This window comes from Streptomyces sp. NPDC088812 (assembly GCF_044750285.1).
Classification (GTDB): domain Bacteria; phylum Actinomycetota; class Actinomycetes; order Streptomycetales; family Streptomycetaceae; genus Streptomyces.
On record NZ_JBIVJP010000004.1, the window covers coordinates 292,935 to 310,876 of the forward strand.

10 protein-coding genes are annotated in these 17,942 nt (G+C 71.5%); 7 read left to right on the forward strand and 3 right to left on the reverse strand.

The genetic code is table 11. The annotated features are described in order from the left end of the window. Nucleotides 1-239 precede the first annotated feature (239 nt). Nucleotides 240-3,236, forward strand: a complete 2,997-nt coding sequence (locus ACIP67_RS09690; RefSeq protein ID WP_401689992.1) for a bifunctional [glutamine synthetase] adenylyltransferase/[glutamine synthetase]-adenylyl-L-tyrosine phosphorylase — start codon at nucleotides 240-242, stop codon at nucleotides 3,234-3,236. A 126-nt stretch (nucleotides 3,237-3,362) separates the two neighbouring features. On the opposite strand, the gene ACIP67_RS09695 is transcribed toward ACIP67_RS09690, so the two are convergent. Both ACIP67_RS09695 and ACIP67_RS09700 read right to left on the reverse strand, forming a co-directional pair. Then, a complete protein-coding gene (locus ACIP67_RS09695; RefSeq protein WP_401689995.1) occupies nucleotides 3,363-4,226 on the reverse strand; it encodes a phosphatase PAP2 family protein in 864 nt (287 codons plus the stop codon). 175 nt (nucleotides 4,227-4,401) lie between these two features. After that, nucleotides 4,402-5,436 carry a LacI family DNA-binding transcriptional regulator gene (locus ACIP67_RS09700; RefSeq protein ID WP_401689998.1) on the reverse strand — a complete coding sequence of 345 codons (1,035 nt, stop codon included), beginning with the start codon at nucleotides 5,434-5,436 and terminating at the stop codon, nucleotides 4,402-4,404. A 395-nt stretch (nucleotides 5,437-5,831) separates the two neighbouring features. Here ACIP67_RS09700 and ACIP67_RS09705 point away from each other — a divergent pair, with 395 nt between their 5' ends. The 6 genes from ACIP67_RS09705 (at nucleotide 5,832) to ACIP67_RS09730 (ending at nucleotide 17,182) form a co-directional block, all read left to right on the forward strand. Further along, nucleotides 5,832-7,103 (forward strand): extracellular solute-binding protein, encoded by a 1,272-nt coding sequence (locus tag ACIP67_RS09705; protein WP_401690001.1) that lies wholly within the window; start codon nucleotides 5,832-5,834, stop codon nucleotides 7,101-7,103. Between the two features lie 114 nt (nucleotides 7,104-7,217). Next, complete coding sequence (locus tag ACIP67_RS09710; protein WP_401690004.1) at nucleotides 7,218-8,219, forward strand: carbohydrate ABC transporter permease; 1,002 nt, start codon at nucleotides 7,218-7,220, stop codon at nucleotides 8,217-8,219. A gap of 13 nt (nucleotides 8,220-8,232) precedes the next feature. After that, entirely contained in the window at nucleotides 8,233-9,141 is a 909-nt protein-coding gene (locus tag ACIP67_RS09715) for a sugar ABC transporter permease (protein ID WP_401690007.1), read from the forward strand. Nucleotides 9,142-9,291: 150 nt separating this feature from the next. Then, nucleotides 9,292-10,986, forward strand: coding sequence for a glycoside hydrolase family 13 protein (locus ACIP67_RS09720; RefSeq protein WP_401690010.1), 1,695 nt, complete (start codon nucleotides 9,292-9,294; stop codon nucleotides 10,984-10,986). Nucleotides 10,987-11,208: 222 nt separating this feature from the next. After that, nucleotides 11,209-16,614: a pullulanase-type alpha-1,6-glucosidase gene (pulA, locus tag ACIP67_RS09725; RefSeq protein ID WP_401690013.1), complete on the forward strand. Its 5,406-nt coding sequence runs from the start codon at nucleotides 11,209-11,211 to the stop codon at nucleotides 16,612-16,614. Between the two features lie 214 nt (nucleotides 16,615-16,828). Continuing rightward, the gene (locus ACIP67_RS09730; RefSeq protein WP_401690016.1) at nucleotides 16,829-17,182 is read left to right on the forward strand and encodes a 5-carboxymethyl-2-hydroxymuconate Delta-isomerase; all 354 of its coding nucleotides are present in this window, start codon (nucleotides 16,829-16,831) and stop codon (nucleotides 17,180-17,182) included. An 11-nt stretch (nucleotides 17,183-17,193) separates the two neighbouring features. On the opposite strand, the gene ACIP67_RS09735 is transcribed toward ACIP67_RS09730, so the two are convergent. Then, the gene (locus ACIP67_RS09735) at nucleotides 17,194-17,883 is read right to left on the reverse strand and encodes a TetR/AcrR family transcriptional regulator (RefSeq protein ID WP_401690019.1); all 690 of its coding nucleotides are present in this window, start codon (nucleotides 17,881-17,883) and stop codon (nucleotides 17,194-17,196) included. Nucleotides 17,884-17,942 lie beyond the last annotated feature (59 nt).

Consider the following 17,942-nt stretch of genomic DNA (forward strand, 5'->3'; position numbering starts at 1 on the left):
CCGGACCCGCGGCGCGCGTGGCGTGGCGGCGGGTCCGGGGCGGGGAGGTGAGTCAGCGCGTGGGGCGGTGCCTGCCCCCCTGACGTCGCCCCTCCCCGGGGCGGACCGGTCGCACGGCGGCGGGAACTGATCGCCCCGGCGGCATCCCATGGCCCCCGGCCCGGCGCTTCCCCCACGGGCTCCGGCTACGCTCGGGACCGTACGACCTTGATCGGAGTCGACGAGTCGAGGAGGCCGGGATGACGGGGCCGGGGCGCAGGAGCAGTACCTTCACCCGCCTGCTGCGGCACGGATTCACCGATGCCTCCGCCGCCGAGCGGCTGCTGGACAGCGCCGAGCTCGCCCCGGTCCGCAGCGACCCCGTGCTGCTGGAGGCCCTGGGCCGGACCGCCGATCCCGATCTCGCCCTGCGGGGGCTGGTGCGGCTGCTGGAGGCGCAGCCGGGCGCCACGGCGCGCCGCGGACTCCTCGACACGGTCATAGCGGCCAAGCCGCTGCGGGACCGGCTGCTCGGGGTGCTCGGGGCGTCCGCCGCGCTCGCCGACCACCTGGCCCGGCATCCGCGGGACTGGGAGGCGCTCGTCATGTACGAGCCGCACGATCTGCATCCCGGGGTGGACGAGTTCGAGCGGGGGCTCGCCGAGGCCGACGACCCGGTGTCGCTGCGGGTGGCCTACCGGCGGTGCCTGCTGGCCATCGCGGCGCGCGACGTCTGCGGGACCACCGACGTCGCCGACGCCGCGGCCGAACTCGCGGACCTCGCCACGGCCACGCTGCGGGCCGCGGTGGGCCTCGCGGCCGCCGCGGCGCCCGCGGACGCCGCGCTGTGCCGGCTCGCCGTCGTCGCGATGGGCAAGTGCGGGGGGCACGAGCTCAACTACGTCTCCGACGTCGACGTCATCTTCGTCGCGGAGCCCGTCGAGGGGGCCGACGAGGGCAAGGCCCTGCGGGCCGCCACCAAGCTCGCCTCGCACATGATGCGGATCTGCTCGGAGACCACCGTCGAGGGTTCCATCTGGCCCGTCGACGCCAACCTGCGGCCCGAGGGGCGCAACGGGCCGCTGGTGCGGACCCTGAGCAGCCATCTGGCCTACTACCAGCGGTGGGCCAAGACCTGGGAGTTCCAGGCCCTGCTGAAGGCCCGGCCGGTCGCCGGTGACCTCGCGCTGGGGGAGGCGTACGTCGCCGCCGTCGAACCGCTCGTCTGGCAGGCCGCCGAGCGGGAGAACTTCGTCACCGACGTGCAGAAGATGCGCCGGCGGGTCGTCGAGAACATCCCCGCCGCCGAGGTGGAGCGCGAGCTGAAGCTCGGGCCGGGCGGGCTGCGGGACGTCGAGTTCGCCGTGCAGCTGCTGCAACTGGTGCACGGGCGGGCCGACGCCTCCCTGCGCAGCGGTACGACGCTGGACGCGTTGCGGGCGCTGGCCGCCGGGGGCTACGTGGGGCGGGCCGACGCCGAGCAGCTCGACGCCGCCTACCGGTTCCTGCGGTCGATGGAGCACCGCATCCAGCTGTACCGGCTGCGGCGCACCCACCTCGTCCCGGAGGGCGAGGAGGACCAGCGGCGGCTCGGACGGTCGCTGGGGCTGCGGGCCGATCCCGTGGGCGAGCTGAACCGGGAATGGAAGCGGTACGCCGCCGTGGTGCGGCGGCTGCACGAGAAGCTGTTCTACCGCCCGCTGCTCGACGCGGTCGCCCAGCTCCCGTCGGGCGAGGCACGGCTGAGCAGCGAGGCGGCCCGGGAGCGGCTGGTGGCGCTCGGGTACGCCGATCCCGCGGCGGCGCTGCGGCACCTGGAGGCGCTCGCCTCCGGGGTCACCCGGAAGGCGGCCATCCAGCGGACGCTGCTGCCGGTGCTGCTGGGATGGTTCGCGGACTCCGCCGACCCGGACGCCGGGCTGCTCAACTTCCGGAAGGTCTCCGACGCGCTGGGGAAGACGCCCTGGTACCTGCGGCTGCTCCGGGACGAGGGTGCGGCGGCGGAGAACCTCGCGCGGGTCCTGTCCGCCGGGCGGCTCGCCCCCGACCTGCTGATGCGCGCCCCCGAGGCGGTCGCCCTGCTCGGGGACGGCGACGGGGGCGGACTGGAGCCGCGCGGGCGGATGGCGCTGGAGCAGGAGATCCTCGCCGCGGTCGGGCGGGCGGAGAGCGCGGTCCAGGCGGTCACCGCCGCGCGGGGGGTGCGGCGGCGGGAGCTGTTCCGTACGGCCGCCGTGGACATCGTGGGGTCGTACGGCACGGAGGCGCAGCCCGCCGAGGCTGACCAGGGGGCGCTCGTCGACCTCGTGGGCGGGGCCGTGTCGGACCTGACGGCCGCGACGCTCGCCGGCACCCTGCGGGCGGTGGTGCGGGAGGGCTGGGGGGACACGCTGCCCACCCGGTTCGCCATCATCGGCATGGGCCGCTTCGGCGGCCACGAGCTGGGCTACGGCTCCGACGCGGACGTGCTGTTCGTGCACGAGCCGCGGGACGGCGTCGACGAGCAGGAGGCCGCCCGCGCGGCGAACGCGGTGGTGGCGGAGGTACGGCGGCTGCTCCAGGTGCCCAGCGCCGATCCGCCGCTCCTGGTCGACGCGGATCTGCGGCCCGAGGGGAAGTCGGGGCCGCTGGTGCGGACGCTGAAGTCGTACGAGGCGTACTACCGGCGGTGGTCGCTGGTGTGGGAGTCGCAGGCGCTGCTGCGGGCCGAGCCCGTCGCCGGGGACGAGGAACTGGGCCGGCGGTTCGTCCGTCTGATCGACCCCCTGCGCTACCCGGAGGCGGGACTGGGAGCGGACGCCGTGCGGGAGATCCGGCGTCTGAAGGCGCGGATGGAGTCGGAGCGGCTGCCCCGGGGCGCCGACCCGAAGCTGCACACCAAGCTGGGGCCCGGGGGCCTGTCCGACGTGGAGTGGACCGTGCAGTTGCTGCAGCTGCGGCACGGGGCTCAGGTGGCGGGACTGCGGACCACCCGGACCCGGGGTGCCCTCGCCGCGGCCCGGGAGGCCGGACTGCTGACGCAGGAGGACGCCGTCGTCCTCGACGAGGCCTGGGTGCTGGCCACGCGGGTGCGCAACGCGGTGATGCTGGTCCGGGGCCGGGCGGGCGACACGTTCCCGTCCGACGCGCGGGAGGCGGCCGCCGTGGGGCGGTACCTCGGGTACGGGCCCGGACACGTGGGGGACATGCTGGACGACTACCGGCGCAGCGCCCGGCGGGCGCGGGCGGTCGTCGACACCCTGTTCTACGGGGGGTAGCGGACGCCGTTCCACGGGGGTAGCGGGCGCCGTTCCACGGGGGTAGCGGACGCCGCTCCACGGAGGGTGGCGGACGCGCCGTCCCGGGAGCGGAACGGGGCGGCGGGCGGCCCCACCGCCCGTGCGCTACGCCTCCGCGGCTGCCCGTGGCCTCCGGAACCCTCCCCGTCCCGGCACCCTCCTCGGCAGGGTGTGCGGCAGCGCCCCGTACCAGAGGCCCGCCACCGTGTAGCCGAAGGCGAGGCAGAGGACGCCGCCCACCGCGTCCAGCCAGAAGTGGTTGGCCGTGGCGACGATGACCACCAGGGTGGCCGCCGGGTAGAGCAGGCCGAGGATCCGCACCCAGGGGAGGGCGGCCAGCGCGAAGACCGTCAGCCCGCACCACAGGGACCAGCCGATGTGCATGGACGGCATCGCGGCGTACTGGTTCGACATGTTCTTCAGGTCGCCCGAGGCCATCGACCCCCAGGTCTGGTGGACCACGACCGTGTCGACGAAGCCGACGCCGTTCATCAGGCGGGGCGGCGCCAGGGGGTAGAGGTAGTACCCGACGAGCGCCACCCCCGTGGTGGCGAAGAGGACCAGGCGGGTGGCCGCGTACCGGCCGGGGTGGAAGCGGTAGAGCCACACCAGGACACCGAGCGTGACGACGAAGTGCAGGGTGGCGTAGTAGTAGTTCATGCCGACGACGAGCCAAGTCACCGAGTTCACGGCGTGGTTGACCGACTGCTCCACCGCGATGCCCACGGTGCGCTCGGCCTTCCAGATCCAGTCGGCGTTGCGCAGTGCCTCGTGCTTCTGTTCCGGGACGGCGTTGCGGATCAGGGAGTACGTCCAGTAACTGACCGCGATCAGCAGGATCTCGAACCAGAGGCGGGGGCGGCCGGGGGTCCGCAGACGTCGGAGCGGACCGGGAGGGGCCGATGCCGTGACGGTGTGTGGAAGGGCCTCTTCCCGGCCTTCCGGTGACGTCACGGTCGATTCACCCATGGACACAGAGTCTGCCAGAAAAGCCTTCTTCCCCGATCATCCTCTGGTCCCCTCCGACCCGCATGTTCTCCGCCGGGGGGACCCCTACGGGACACCGCGCGGGCACTGCCCGCGACGGCCCGTCCCCGGCGTGCGGACGACGGCGTTCACGCCCCCCTGCGGACGGTGGCGTGCCCTACCCGCGATGGCGCTCCCCGGGCGCCGAGGCCGTCGAGCCGCGGACGACGAGTTCCGGCATGAAGACGAACTCGCTGTGCGGGGCCGGGGTGCCGCCGATCTCCTCCAGGAGGGTCCGGACCGCCGCCTGGCCCATCGCCGGGACCGGCTTGCGGATCGTGGTCAGCGGCGGGTCGGTGAAGGCGATCAGCGGGGAGTCGTCGAAGCCGACGACCGAGATGTCCTGCGGGACCGCCAGCCCGCGCTGCCGCGCCGCCCGTATCGCGCCGAGGGCCATCATGTCGCTCGCGCAGACCACCGCCGTGCAGTCGCGGTCGATCAGGGCCGTCGCGGCCGCCTGACCGCCCTCCAGGGTGTAGAGGGAGTGCTGGACGAGGTCCGACTCGATCGTCTCCGGGCTCAGGCGCAGCTGTTCCTGCATCGCGCGGACGAAGCCCTCGATCTTGCGCTGGACCGGCACGAAGCGCTTCGGGCCGAGGGCCAGGCCGATCCGGGTGTGCCCCAGGGAGGCGAGGTGGGTGACCGCGAGGGCCATCGCCGCCCGGTCGTCGGGGGAGATGAAGGGCGCCTGGACCTTCGGGGAGAAGCCGTCCACCAGGACGAAGGGCACGCCCTGGGCGCGCAGCTGCTCGTAGCGCTGCATGTCGGCCGTGGTGTCGGCGTGCAGGCCGGAGACGTAGATGATGCCGGCGACCCCGCGGTCGACCAGCATCTCGGTCAGCTCGTCCTCCGTGGACCCGCCGGGGGTCTGGGTGGCGAGGACCGGGGTGTAGCCCTGGCGGGTCAGCGCCTGTCCGATGACCTGTGCCAGGGCCGGGAATATCGGGTTCTCCAGCTCGGGCGTGATCAGGCCGACCAGACCCGCGCTGCGCTGCCGCAGGCGGACCGGGCGCTCGTAGCCCAGTACGTCGAGGGCGGCGAGGACGGACTGGCGGGTGGTGGCGGCGACGCCGGGCTTCCCGTTGAGGACGCGGCTGACGGTCGCTTCGCTCACCCCCGCCTGCGCAGCGATGTCGGCAAGCCGTGTGGTCACAGGTGTGGACTGTACCGGCCAGGTGTCACCTTGCACACCAATCGGACGCCTTGGGCGACCTGTGATGCGGCCCGCCCGGGGCTGCTGCGTCATCGCACTCCCTCGTGAAATCGATGGCAAGAGTTTGCAGAGTCTTGCACAAGCGCCGTGCTCCTTGGGGCGCGGGCCCCCGACCATGGCAACAACGGTCTCACGGCGGTTGTCATCAGGTCACGCCCGGATAACTTCGGAGATCTCTTGCACTTTTTTTCTGCAAGGTCTTTCGCGCCGCTTACATCGCTGTTACGTTCACGTCGCCCGGCAGCCGCCGCAACGGCGCAGTCGGCAAGTCGACAGGGACGGTGGACGGGACCGCCCCCTGTAGCTACACGGGCTTTCACCCTCAAGGAGAACTCATGCGGCGTGGCATAGCGGCCACCGCGCTGGTGGCGTCCCTCGCCCTCGCGGCGACGGCCTGCGGCGGAAGCGACAGCGGCGACTCGGCCGACGGCCCGGTCACCATCACCTGGTGGGACACCTCCAACGCCACCAACGAGGCGCCGACGTACCAGGCCCTGGTCAAGGAGTTCGAGGCCGCCAACAAGGACATCAAGGTCAAGTACGTCAACGTCACCTTCGACCAGGCGCAGAACAAGTTCGACACCGCCGCCGGTTCCAAGGGTGCCCCCGACGTGCTGCGCTCCGAGGTCGGCTGGACTCCCGCCTTCGCCAAGAAGGGCTACTTCCTGCCGCTGGACGGCACCGAGGCCCTCGCGGACCAGGACAAGTTCAAGTCCAACCTGATCGAGCAGGCCCAGTACGAGGGCAAGACGTACGGCGTGCCGTTCGTCACCGACACCCTCGCGCTCGTCTACAACAAGGCGCTGTTCGCCAAGGCCGGCATCACCGAGGCGCCGAAGACCTGGGACGACCTGAAGACGGCCGCCGCCACGATCAAGGCCAAGACCGGCGTCGACGGCTACTGGGGCTCCACCCAGGCCTACTACGCCCAGTCCTTCCTGCACGGCGAGGGCACCGACACCGTCGACGCCGACGCCAAGAAGATCACCGTCAACTCGGCGGCGGCGAAGAAGGCGTACGGCACCTGGCTGAGCCTGTTCGACGGCAAGGGCCTGCACAAGGCGGACACCACCGCCGACGCCTACGCCCACATCCAGGACGCCTTCGTCAACGGCAAGGTCGCCGCGATCATCCAGGGCCCCTGGGAGATCACGAACTTCTACAAGGGTTCGGCGTTCACGGACAAGACCAACCTCGGTATCGCCACCGTCCCGGCCGGCTCCACCGGTAAGGCGGGCGCCCCGACCGGCGGCCACAACCTGTCGGTCTACGCCGGCTCCGACGCGGCGCACCAGAAGGCCGCGCTGAAGTTCGTCAACTTCATGACCTCCGCGACGACCCAGGCGACCATCGCGCAGAAGAACTCCACCCTGCCGACCCGCGACGACGCCTACACCGCCGCGGTCACGGCCGACCCGGGCATCGCCGGCTACCAGACCGTGCTGTCCGCCGCCCAGCCGCGCCCGGAGCTGCCGGAGTACAGCTCCCTGTGGAGCCCGCTCGACGACGAACTGCCCGAGATCGCCGGTGGCAAGGAGACCCTCGACGAGGGCCTGAGCAACGCCGAGACCGCCATCGCCAAGCTGGTTCCGGACTTCAGCAAGTGAGTCCCGGGTGGCCGCCGGATCACCCTGTCCCCGGGGGAGTGATCCGGCGGCCACCGGCCTGTGCCCGCCCGGCCCCGCCCTCCGAACCTCAGCTCCTCCAGAAGGTGTCGAACCATGACAGTCGCCATCGACCGCGCGACCGGCAAGCGCCGCGGTGACGCGCCGCGGCCCGGGCTGGGCCAGCGCCTGAAGCACTCGTACCGCAAGCACTGGTACGCCTACGCGATGATCACCCCGGTGGCCGTCGTCCTCGGCGTCCTCGTGCTGTACCCCCTGGGATACGGCCTCTACCTCACCCTCACCGACGCCAACAGCCTCAACACGGCCCGCACCATCGGCGTCAACGAGATCGAGGCCACCTACAAGTTCATCGGCCTCGACAACTACGCCGACATCCTGTGGGGCGAGACGGCCTACGACCGCTTCTGGTCGCACTTCATCTGGACCATCGTGTGGACGGCGGCCTGCGTCGGCCTGCACTACGGCTTCGGCCTGGGCCTCGCGCTGCTGCTCAACCAGAAGCTGCGCGGCCGCACCTTCTACCGGCTGGTCCTGGTCCTGCCCTGGGCCGTGCCCACCTTCGTCACCGTCTTCGGCTGGCGGTTCATGCTCGCCGACGGCGGCGTCATCAACACCGCCCTGGACGCGCTGCACCTGCCGGCGCCGCTGTGGCTGGAAGACACCTTCTGGCAGCGGTTCGCCGCGATCATGGTGAACACCTGGTGCGGTGTGCCGTTCATGATGGTCTCCCTGCTCGGCGGCCTCCAGTCCATCGACGCCTCCCTCTACGAGGCCGCGGAGATGGACGGCGCGAACGCCTGGCAGCGGTTCCGCTACGTCACCCTGCCGGGCCTGAGGTCCGTCAGCTCCACCGTCGTCCTGCTCGGCATCATCTGGACCTTCAACCAGTTCGCCGTGATCTTCCTGCTGTTCGGCGGCACCGCCCCCGAAGCCCAGATCCTCGTCACCTGGGCGTACTACCTCGGCTTCGGACAGCAGCCGCGTGACTTCGCTCAGTCGGCCGCCTACGGCATCCTGCTGCTGGCCATCCTGATCGTCTTCACCTCGTTCTACCGCCGCTGGCTGAACCGCAACGAGCAGCAGCTCGCGATCTGAGGCAGGAGTCCCCATGAGCACCACCACCGTCGAGACCCCCGCCGACGTGACCGGGCACGGTTCCGCGGACGCCCCCCGCACCACCCGCGGACGCGGAAGGCGCCGGCCCCTCGCCGCCCTCGCGTCCCACGGCGTCCTGACCGTCGCGTGCCTCGTCGCGCTCTTCCCGATCGCCTGGCTCGTCTTCCTCTCCCTCGGCCCGGACAAGGACGACTACCTCCACCCCGGACGCATCTGGTCGAAGATGACCTTCGACAACTACGCGTTCGTCCTCCAGCACACGAACTTCTTCGACTGGCTCAAGAGCTCACTGATCGTCTCGCTGGGCACCACGGTCATCGGCGTGCTGATCGCCGCCACGACCGGATACGCCGTGTCCCGCATGCGCTTTCCCGGCTACCGCAAGTTCATGTGGGTGCTGCTGGTCACCCAGATGTTCCCGATCGCCGTGCTGATCGTGCCGATGTACCAGATCCTGTCCGAGCTCCAGCTCATCGACACCTACCTCGGCCTGATCCTCGTCTACTGCTCGACCGCGGTGCCGTACTGCGCCTGGCTGCTCAAGGGCTACTTCGACACCATCCCGTTCGAGATCGACGAGGCCGGACGCGTCGACGGCCTGACCCCGTTCGGCACCTTCACGCGGCTGATCCTGCCGCTCGCCAAGCCGGGCCTGGCGGTCGCCGCGTTCTACAGCTTCATCACCGCCTTCGGCGAGGTCGCCTTCGCCACGACGTTCCTGCTGGACGACCAGAAGTACACGCTCGCCGTCGGCCTGCAGAGCTTCGTCAGCGAGCACGACGCCCAGCGCAACCTCATGGCCGCCACCGCGGTGCTGATCGCGATACCCGTCTCCGCGTTCTTCTACCTCGTGCAGAAGAACCTGGTGACCGGCCTGACCGCGGGCGGCACCAAGGGCTGAGCGCCCCGAGGCGCACCCGACCCCCGCGCGCATGCGCGCGGGTGGCGGCCGCGGTGTCCTTCCGACCCCGCCGGCACCGCGGCCGCCGCGTCACCCGCGCCGTCGTACCCATGACCCCATGACCGCACCTTTCTTACGTACAAGGACGCCATGAGCCAGCAGCACTCCGCCGCCCCGGCCCCCGCCTCCCGGCCCGACACGGCCCTCGCCACCGTCGCCCAGCGCCGCGACTGGTGGCGGGACGCGGTGATCTACCAGGTGTACCCGCGCAGCTTCGCCGACAGCAACGGCGACGGCATGGGCGACCTGGAGGGCGTACGCTCCCGCCTCCCGTACCTGCGCGACCTCGGCGTGGACGCCGTGTGGCTCAGCCCCTTCTACGCCTCCCCGCAGGCCGACGCCGGCTACGACGTGGCCGACTACCGGGCCGTCGACCCCATGTTCGGCAACCTCCTCGACGCCGACGCGCTCATCCGCGACGCCCACGGGCTGGGCCTGCGGATCATCGTCGACCTGGTGCCCAACCACTCCTCCGACCAGTACGAGTGGTTCAAGCGGGCCCTCGCGGAGGGCCCCGGCTCGCCCCTGCGGGAGCGGTACCACTTCCGCCCCGGCAAGGGCGAGGACGGCGAACTGCCGCCCAACGACTGGGAGTCCATCTTCGGCGGCCCCGCCTGGACCCGGGTCACCGAGCCCGACGGCACCCCGGGCGAGTGGTACCTGCACCTCTTCGCCCCCGAGCAGCCCGACTTCAACTGGGAGCACCCGGCCGTCGGCGACGAGTTCCGCTCCATCCTGCGGTTCTGGCTCGACATGGGCGTCGACGGCTTCCGCATCGACGTGGCGCACGGCCTGGTGAAGGCGGAGGGCCTGCCGGACCTCGGCTCCCACGAGCAGCTGAAGCTGCTGGGCAACGATGTCATGCCGTTCTTCGACCAGGACGGCGTCCACGACGTCTACCGGCAGTGGCGCCGGGTCCTCGACGAGTACGCCGGTGAGCGGATCTTCGTCGCCGAGGCGTGGACCCCGACCGTGGAGCGCACCGCCCACTACGTGCGCCCCGACGAGCTGCACCAGGCCTTCAACTTCCAGTACCTGGGCTCCGCGTGGAACGCCGAGGAGCTGCGCGAGGTCATCGACCGCACGCTGGAGGCGATGCGCCCCGTCGGCGCCCCCGCCACCTGGGTCCTGTCCAACCACGACGTCACCCGGCACGCCACCCGCTTCGCCAACCCACCCGGCCTCGGCACGCAGATCCGCACCGCCGGCGACCGCGCGCTGGGCCTGCGCCGGGCCCGGGCGGCCACCCTGCTGATGCTGGCGCTGCCCGGTTCGGCCTACGTCTACCAGGGCGAGGAACTGGGGCTCCCGGACGTCGTCGACCTCCCGGACGAGGTGCGCCAGGACCCGGCGTACTTCCGCGGCGAGGGCCAGGACGGCTTCCGCGACGGCTGCCGGGTGCCGATCCCGTGGACGCGCACGGGCTCGTCGTACGGCTTCGGCGGCGGGGGCAGCTGGCTGCCGCAGCCGGAGAACTGGGGCGACCTGAGCGTCGAGGCGCAGGACGGCGTGCCGGGCTCTACGCTGGAGCTGTACCGCTCGGCGCTGACGGTCCGCCGGGAGCGGCCGGACCTCGGCGCCGGCGACGCGGTGGAGTGGCTGCGCGCCCCCGAGGGCGTCCTGGCCTTCCGGCGCGGGGAGTTCGTGTGCGTCGCCAACACCACCGGCGAGTCGGTGACGGTCCCGGCGTACGGCCGGGTCCTGCTCGCCAGCGGTGAGCCGGCGGAGGCGGACGGCGAGGCGAAGGTCCCGGCGGACACCACCGTGTGGTTCGCCGGAGCCTGACGGCCCCTCACCCGGCTCCGGACGGCCCGCCTCCACACCAGGGGGCGGGCCGTCGCCGTGCCCGGAGCGGTCGCTGAAAATCCTTTCCGTGACTTGCAGGACTCTTGCTGTAAGCGTTTCGTCGGCGATACGGTCGCGCGGGCGCCCGGCGAAGCCGACCAGGCCGTGCCGCGGCGCAGGGGTCGGACCCACCTGAGCCGTAATCGCAAGGAGTTCCCGCCTGTGATACCGAGATGGCCGGCGCCGCGCACGCGCCGTACCGCCCACGCCGGAAGGGTCGCGGCCGTCACCGCCGCCGCCCTCGCCGCCGCCCTCCTGCCACCGCTCGCCGCGCGGGCGGACACCCCGCCCGCGCCCCCGTCGGACGCGGAGCTCGCCGCCGAGCCCGCCCGGAACGACGCCACCCGGGAGCAGTTCTACTTCGTCCTCCCGGACCGCTTCGCCAACGGCGACACCGCCAACGACCGGGGAGGGCTGACCGGCACCCGCCTGACGACCGGTTACGACCCCACCGACAAGGGCTTCTACCAGGGCGGCGACCTCAAGGGCCTGACGAAGCGCCTCGACTACATCAAGGGGCTCGGCACCACCGCGCTGTGGATGGCGCCGATCTTCAAGAACCAGGCCGTCCAGGGCACCGGCGCCAACGCCTCGGCCGGCTACCACGGCTACTGGATCACCGACTTCACCCAGGTCGACCCGCACTTCGGCACCAACGAGGACCTGGAGACCCTCATCTCCAAGGCGCACGCCAAGGGCATGAAGGTCTACTTCGACGTCATCACCAACCACACCGCCGACGTCGTCGACTACGAGGAGAAGTCCTACGGCTACCTGTCCAAGGGCGCCTTCCCGTACCTGACCGAGGACGGCGAGCCCTTCGACGACGCCGACTACGCCGCCGCGGAGGACTTCCCCGCCACCGACGCCGACTCCTTCGCGTACACGCCGACCGTCGCCGCGGACAAGAAGGACGCCAAGGTCCCGTCCTGGCTCAACGACCCGACGATGTACCACAACCGCGGCGACTCCACCTGGGCCGGCGAGTCGACCACCTACGGGGACTTCACCGGCCTCGACGACCTGTGGACCGAGCGTCCCGAGGTCGTCGAGGGCATGGAGAAGATCTACCGGCGGTGGGTGAAGGACTTCGACATCGACGGCTTCCGGATCGACACCGTGAAGCACGTCAACATGGAGTTCTGGACCCAGTGGGCGACGGCCCTGGACGCCTACGCCGCGAAGCAGGGCCGCGACGACTTCTTCATGTTCGGCGAGGTCTACTCCGCCGACACCGCCGTCACCTCCTCGTACGTCACCGAGGGCCGCCTGGACGCCACGCTCGACTTCCCGTTCCAGGACGCCGCCCGCGCCTACGCCTCGCAAGGAGGCAGCGCCCAGAGGCTGGCGGCGGTCTTCGGCGACGACTACACGTACACGACCGACAAGGCCAACGCCTACGAGCAGGTCACGTTCCTCGGCAACCACGACATGGGCCGCTTCGGGTACTTCCTGAACCAGGACAACCCGGACGCCACCGACGCCGAGCTGCTCGCCAAGGACGAGCTGGCCAACGAGCTGATGTTCCTCAGCCGCGGCAACCCGGTCGTCTACTCCGGCGACGAGCAGGGCTTCACCGGCTCCGGCGGCGACAAGGACGCCCGCGCGCCCCTGTTCGCCTCCCGCGCCGCCGACTACCTCGACGACGACCGGATCGGCACCGACGCGACCCACGCGAGTGACGCCTACGACACCAGCGCGCCGCTCTACCGGCAGATCAGCGCCCTCGCCAAGCTCCGCAAGGCCAACCCGGCCCTGACCGACGGCGTCCAGACCGAGCGGTACGCCGCTGACGGCGCCGGCGTCTACGCCTTCTCCCGCACGGACCCGACGACGAAGACCGAGTACGTCGTCGCCTTCAACAACGCCGACGAGGCGGAGACGGCGACCTTCGCGACCGGCTCGGCGAACATGACCTTCCGGGGCATCTACGGGACCACCGACTCGGTGAAGAGCGACGCCGGCCAGAAGGTCACCGTCACCGTCCCGGCCGGCTCGGCGATCGTCCTCAAGGCAGCCGGCAAGCTCCCCGCGCCCACCGCGAAGCCGTCCGTCACCCTCACGGCCCCCGCCGCCGGCGCCACCGGCACCGTCGAGCTGACGGCCGACGTCGACGGCGGACAGCTCAACCGGGTCGTCTTCGCCGCCCAGACCGGCGACGGCGCCTGGCAGACGCTCGGCTCCGCCGACCACGCCCCCTACAAGGTCACCCACACCGTCGGCGAGGACGTACCGGCCGGCACCGCCCTGCGCTACAAGGCCGTCGTGATCGACTCGGCCGGGCGGACCGCGAGCGCCACGGCCGCGAGCACCACCGGCACCCCGCCCGCCGAGGAGATCCCCACCGCCACCTCCCGCGACTACGCGATCGTCCACTACCAGCGCACCGACGGCGACTACGACGACTGGGGCCTGTACGCCTGGGGCGACCTCGCCGACGGCGAGTCCACCACCTGGCCCGACAGCCACCCCTTCACCGGCCGCGACGCCTACGGCGCCTTCGCCTACGTCAAGCTGAAACCCGGCGCGTCGAACGTGAACTTCCTGGTGATCGACGAGGACGGCGACAAGGACGTCTCCGCCGACCGCACCATCGACGTCACGAGCACCGGCGAGGTCTGGATCAAGCAGGGCGAGGCCGAGGTCCTGACCGAACGGCCCGAGTACCCGGCGCAGGACACCACCAAGGCGGTCGTGCACTTCCACCGCGCCGACGGCGACTACGACGGCTGGGGCCTGCACGTGTGGACCGGCGCCGCGAACCCCACCGAGTGGTCGAACCCCCTGGAGCCGGTGAAGACTGATCCGTATGGCGCGGTCTTCGAGGTACCGCTCACCGAGGGTGCCACCAGCCTCAGCTACATCGTCCACCGGGGCGACGAGAAGGACCTGTCCGCCGACCGGTCCCTCGACCTCACGGCCGACGGCCACGAGGTGTGGCTGATGAGCGGGGAGGCCAAGCACCTGCTGCCGCAGCCCGCGGGCTCCGCGGCGGCCCTGGACCTCACCACCTCCGAGGCCGTCTGGATCGACCGGGACACGGTCGCCTGGAACGGCTCCGAGGCGGCCGTCTCCACCCAGCTGCTGTCCTCCCGCAGCGGCTCGATCGCGGTGAGCGACGGCGTGCTGACCAGCGACGACGAGCGGTGGCTGCGGCTGACGAAGACCACCCTCACCGACGCCCAGAAGGCGCAGTTCCCGCACCTGAAGGACTACACCGCCTGGTCCGTCGACCCGCGCGACCGCGACCGGGTGCGCGAGGCGCTGCGCGGCCAGGTCGTCGCCTCCCAGCGGGCCGCGAACGGCGCCGTCCTCGCGGCGACGGGTGTGCAGACCGCCGGCGTCCTGGACGACCTGTACGCCGGCGCCACGAAGGCGGACCTCGGCCCGACCTTCCGCAACGGCCGCCCGACCCTGGCGGTCTGGGCACCGACCGCGCAGAGCGTCTCCCTGGACCTGGACGGCACCACCGTGCGGATGAAGCGCGACGACACCACCGGCGTCTGGTCCGTCACCGGCCCGAAGTCCTGGAAGGGCAAGCCCTACCGGTACGTGGTGAAGGTCTGGGCGCCCAGCGTCCGGAAGATCGTCACTAACGAGGTCACCGACCCGTACTCGGTCGCCCTCACCGCCGACTCCGAGCGCAGCCTGGTCGTCGACCTGGACGACGCCTCCCTCGCCCCGAGCGGCTGGACGTCACTGGAGAAGCCCGCGGCCGTACCGCTGAAGGACGCCCAGATCCAGGAACTGCACGTCCGGGACTTCTCCGTCGCGGACAGCACGGCCGACCACCCCGGCACCTACCTGGCCTTCGCCGACCAGGACAGCGACGGCTCCGAGCACCTGCGCGAGCTCGCCGCGTCGGGCACGTCGTACGTGCACCTGCTGCCCGTCTTCGACATCGCCACCGTCCCCGAGAAGAAGGCCGACCAGGCGACCGTCGACTGCGACCTCGCCTCCTACCCGGCCGACTCCGACCAGCAGCAGGCGTGCGTGGCGAAGACGGCCACGAAGGACGCCTACAACTGGGGCTACGACCCGTACCACTTCACGGTCCCCGAGGGCTCCTACGCCACCGACCCGGACGGCACCGCCCGCACGGTCGAGTTCCGTCAGATGGTCAAGGCGCTGAACGAGGACGGCCTCAGGGTCGTCATGGACGTCGTCTACAACCACACCACCACCAGCGGACAGGCGGCCACCAGCGTCCTCGACAAGGTCGTGCCGGGCTACTACCACCGGCTCCTCGCCGACGGCTCGGTCGCCAACAGCACCTGCTGCGCCAACACCGCCACCGAGAACGCCATGATGGGCAAGCTCGTCGTCGACTCGGTCGTCACCTGGGCCAAGGAGTACAAGGTCGACGGCTTCCGCTTCGACCTCATGGGCCACCACCCGAAGGCCAACATCCTCGCGGTGCGCAAGGCGCTCGACGCCCTGACCCTGGAGAAGGACGGCGTCGACGGCAAGAAGATCATCCTCTACGGCGAGGGCTGGAACTTCGGCGAGGTCGCCGACGACGCCCGCTTCGTGCAGGCCACCCAGAAGAACATGGCCGGCACCGGTGTCGCCACCTTCTCCGACCGGGCCCGCGACGCGGTGCGCGGCGGCGGCCCCTTCGACGAGGACCCCGGCGTCCAGGGCTTCGCCTCGGGGCTGTACACCGACCCCAACGGCTCGGAGAACAACGGCACCGAGGCCGAGCAGAAGGCCCGCCTGCTGCACTACCAGGACCTGATCAAGGTCGGTCTCTCCGGCAACCTCAAGGCGTACACCTTCACCGACACCAGCGGCGAGCAGGTCACCGGCGCCGGGGTCGACTACAACGGCGCCCCCGCCGGCTACGCGGACGCACCCGGCGACGCCCTCGCCTACACCGACGCGCACGACAACGAGTCGCTCTTCGACGCCCTCGCCTACAAGCTGCCGTCGTCGACGAGCGCCGCCGACCGGGCCCGCATGCAGGTCCTCGCCATGGCCACGGCCACCCTCTCCCAGGGCCCGGCGCTCTCCCAGGCCGGCACCGACCTGCTGCGCTCCAAGTCCCTGGACCGCAACTCCTTCGAGAGCGGCGACTGGTTCAACGCCATCCACTGGAACTGCGCCGACGGCAACGGCTTCGGGCGCGGACTGCCGCCGGCCGCCGACAACGCCGCCAAGTGGCCGTACGCCCAGCCGCTGCTGACCGGGATCAAGGCGGTGGGCTGCCCGCAGATCCAGGGCGCCTCGGCCGCCTACCAGGACCTGCTGAAGATCCGTACGACGGAGAAGGCGTTCTCCCTCGACACGGCGGCGCAGGTCCAGTCGGCGCTCTCCTTCCCGCTGTCCGGCACGGACGAGACACCCGGCGTGATCACCATGGAACTCGGTGACCTGGTCGTCGTGTTCAACGCGACGCCCGACGCGCAGGAGCAGCGGGTCGCCGCGCTCGCCGGGACGGGCTACCGCCTGCACCCGGTCCAGGCGGCCGGCGCCGACGCCACCGTCAAGAAGGCGGCGTACGCGACGGAGTCCGGCACCTTCGCCGTTCCGGCACGGACCGTCGCGGTGTTCACCCGCACCGCCTGACCCGCACGGCCCCCGGTGGAGCAGACCTGTCGCCCGGTCTGCTCCACCGGTGTGTCCGGCGCCACCGGCCACGCCACGCCGCCCGTGCTGCGACCAAGGCCTGTCCGGCGGATCAGGTTGCGGGATGTCGTCGGTGCCCAGCCCCGCGTCCGCGGCATGATCCGCCGGACAGGCCTTAAGGTGAAACCGTCCCCGCCGTAGAACAGGAGTGCCCATGCCGCAGATCACGGTCGACTACTCGGCCACCGTGGAGACCGCCTTCGACCGCGCCGGCTTCGCCCGGGCCCTGCACGAAGCCGTGGTGGAGATCGCCGCCGCCAAGCCGGAGGCCTGCAAGACCCTGTTCCGCCCGGCGAACCTCACCGCGTTCGCCTACGAGGAGGAGGGCCACGCGATCGTCCACGTCACCCTCGGCCTGCTCGCCGGACGCACCGAGGAGACGAAGGCGAAGCTGACCGAGGCCGTCCTGGAGCTGCTGCGCACCCACGTCGAGGACGGCGGACCCGCCCTGCACGCCTCCGCGGAGGTACGGGACCTCGACCCGTCGTACCGCAAGTTCGAGAGCTGAGAGCCGCTCCTTCAGGAGACCAGGGCGAGCAGCCGGGCCACCAGGTCGCCGAACGGGCCGTCGGCCGGTTCGGCGGCGAGCACGGGCCGCAAGCGCGCCCGCAGCTCCTCGTCGTGCGCCGCGCTCACGGCCGTCAGCGCGGCGAAGTCCTGCACGAGCTGCACCTCCAGCTCCGCGCGCGGAATCCGCCGCCCGTCCAGCCAGAGCAGCGCCGTCGACTCGGCGAGGGAGATCCAGGAGCGGACCACCAGCTCCAGCCGGGCCGGCGGGTCGGTGACCTCCAGGTGCGCCAGGATCTGCTCGTAGGCCGCCTGGCGCACGGAGTCGATGAGCGCGTTGGTGGTCGAGGAGCCCACCGCCGGGCCGCCGCGCATGAGGGCCGAGAAGCCGGGGCCGTGCTCGTCGACGAAGTCGAAGTACCGGTGCATCACCCGCAGCAGCCGCGCCCCCAGCGGCCCCTCGTGCGGCTCGGTGAACCGGCCCGCCAGATCCTCCGACGCCCGCTTCAGAGCGGCTTCGTACAGGCTGAGTTTGCCGGGGAAGTAGTGGTAGACGAGCGGCCGCGAGATGCCGGCGGCCGCCGCTATCTCGTCGATGGAGACCTCGTCGGGCGAGCGACGGGCGAACAGGTCGAGGGCGACGCCGATCAGCTGCTGCCGCCGTTCCTCGACTCCCATCCTGCGACGAACCCCGGTAGTCATACGAACACCTTACCGATCGAATCCGGACGTGAACGGACCGGATCGGTCACGGGGTTGGC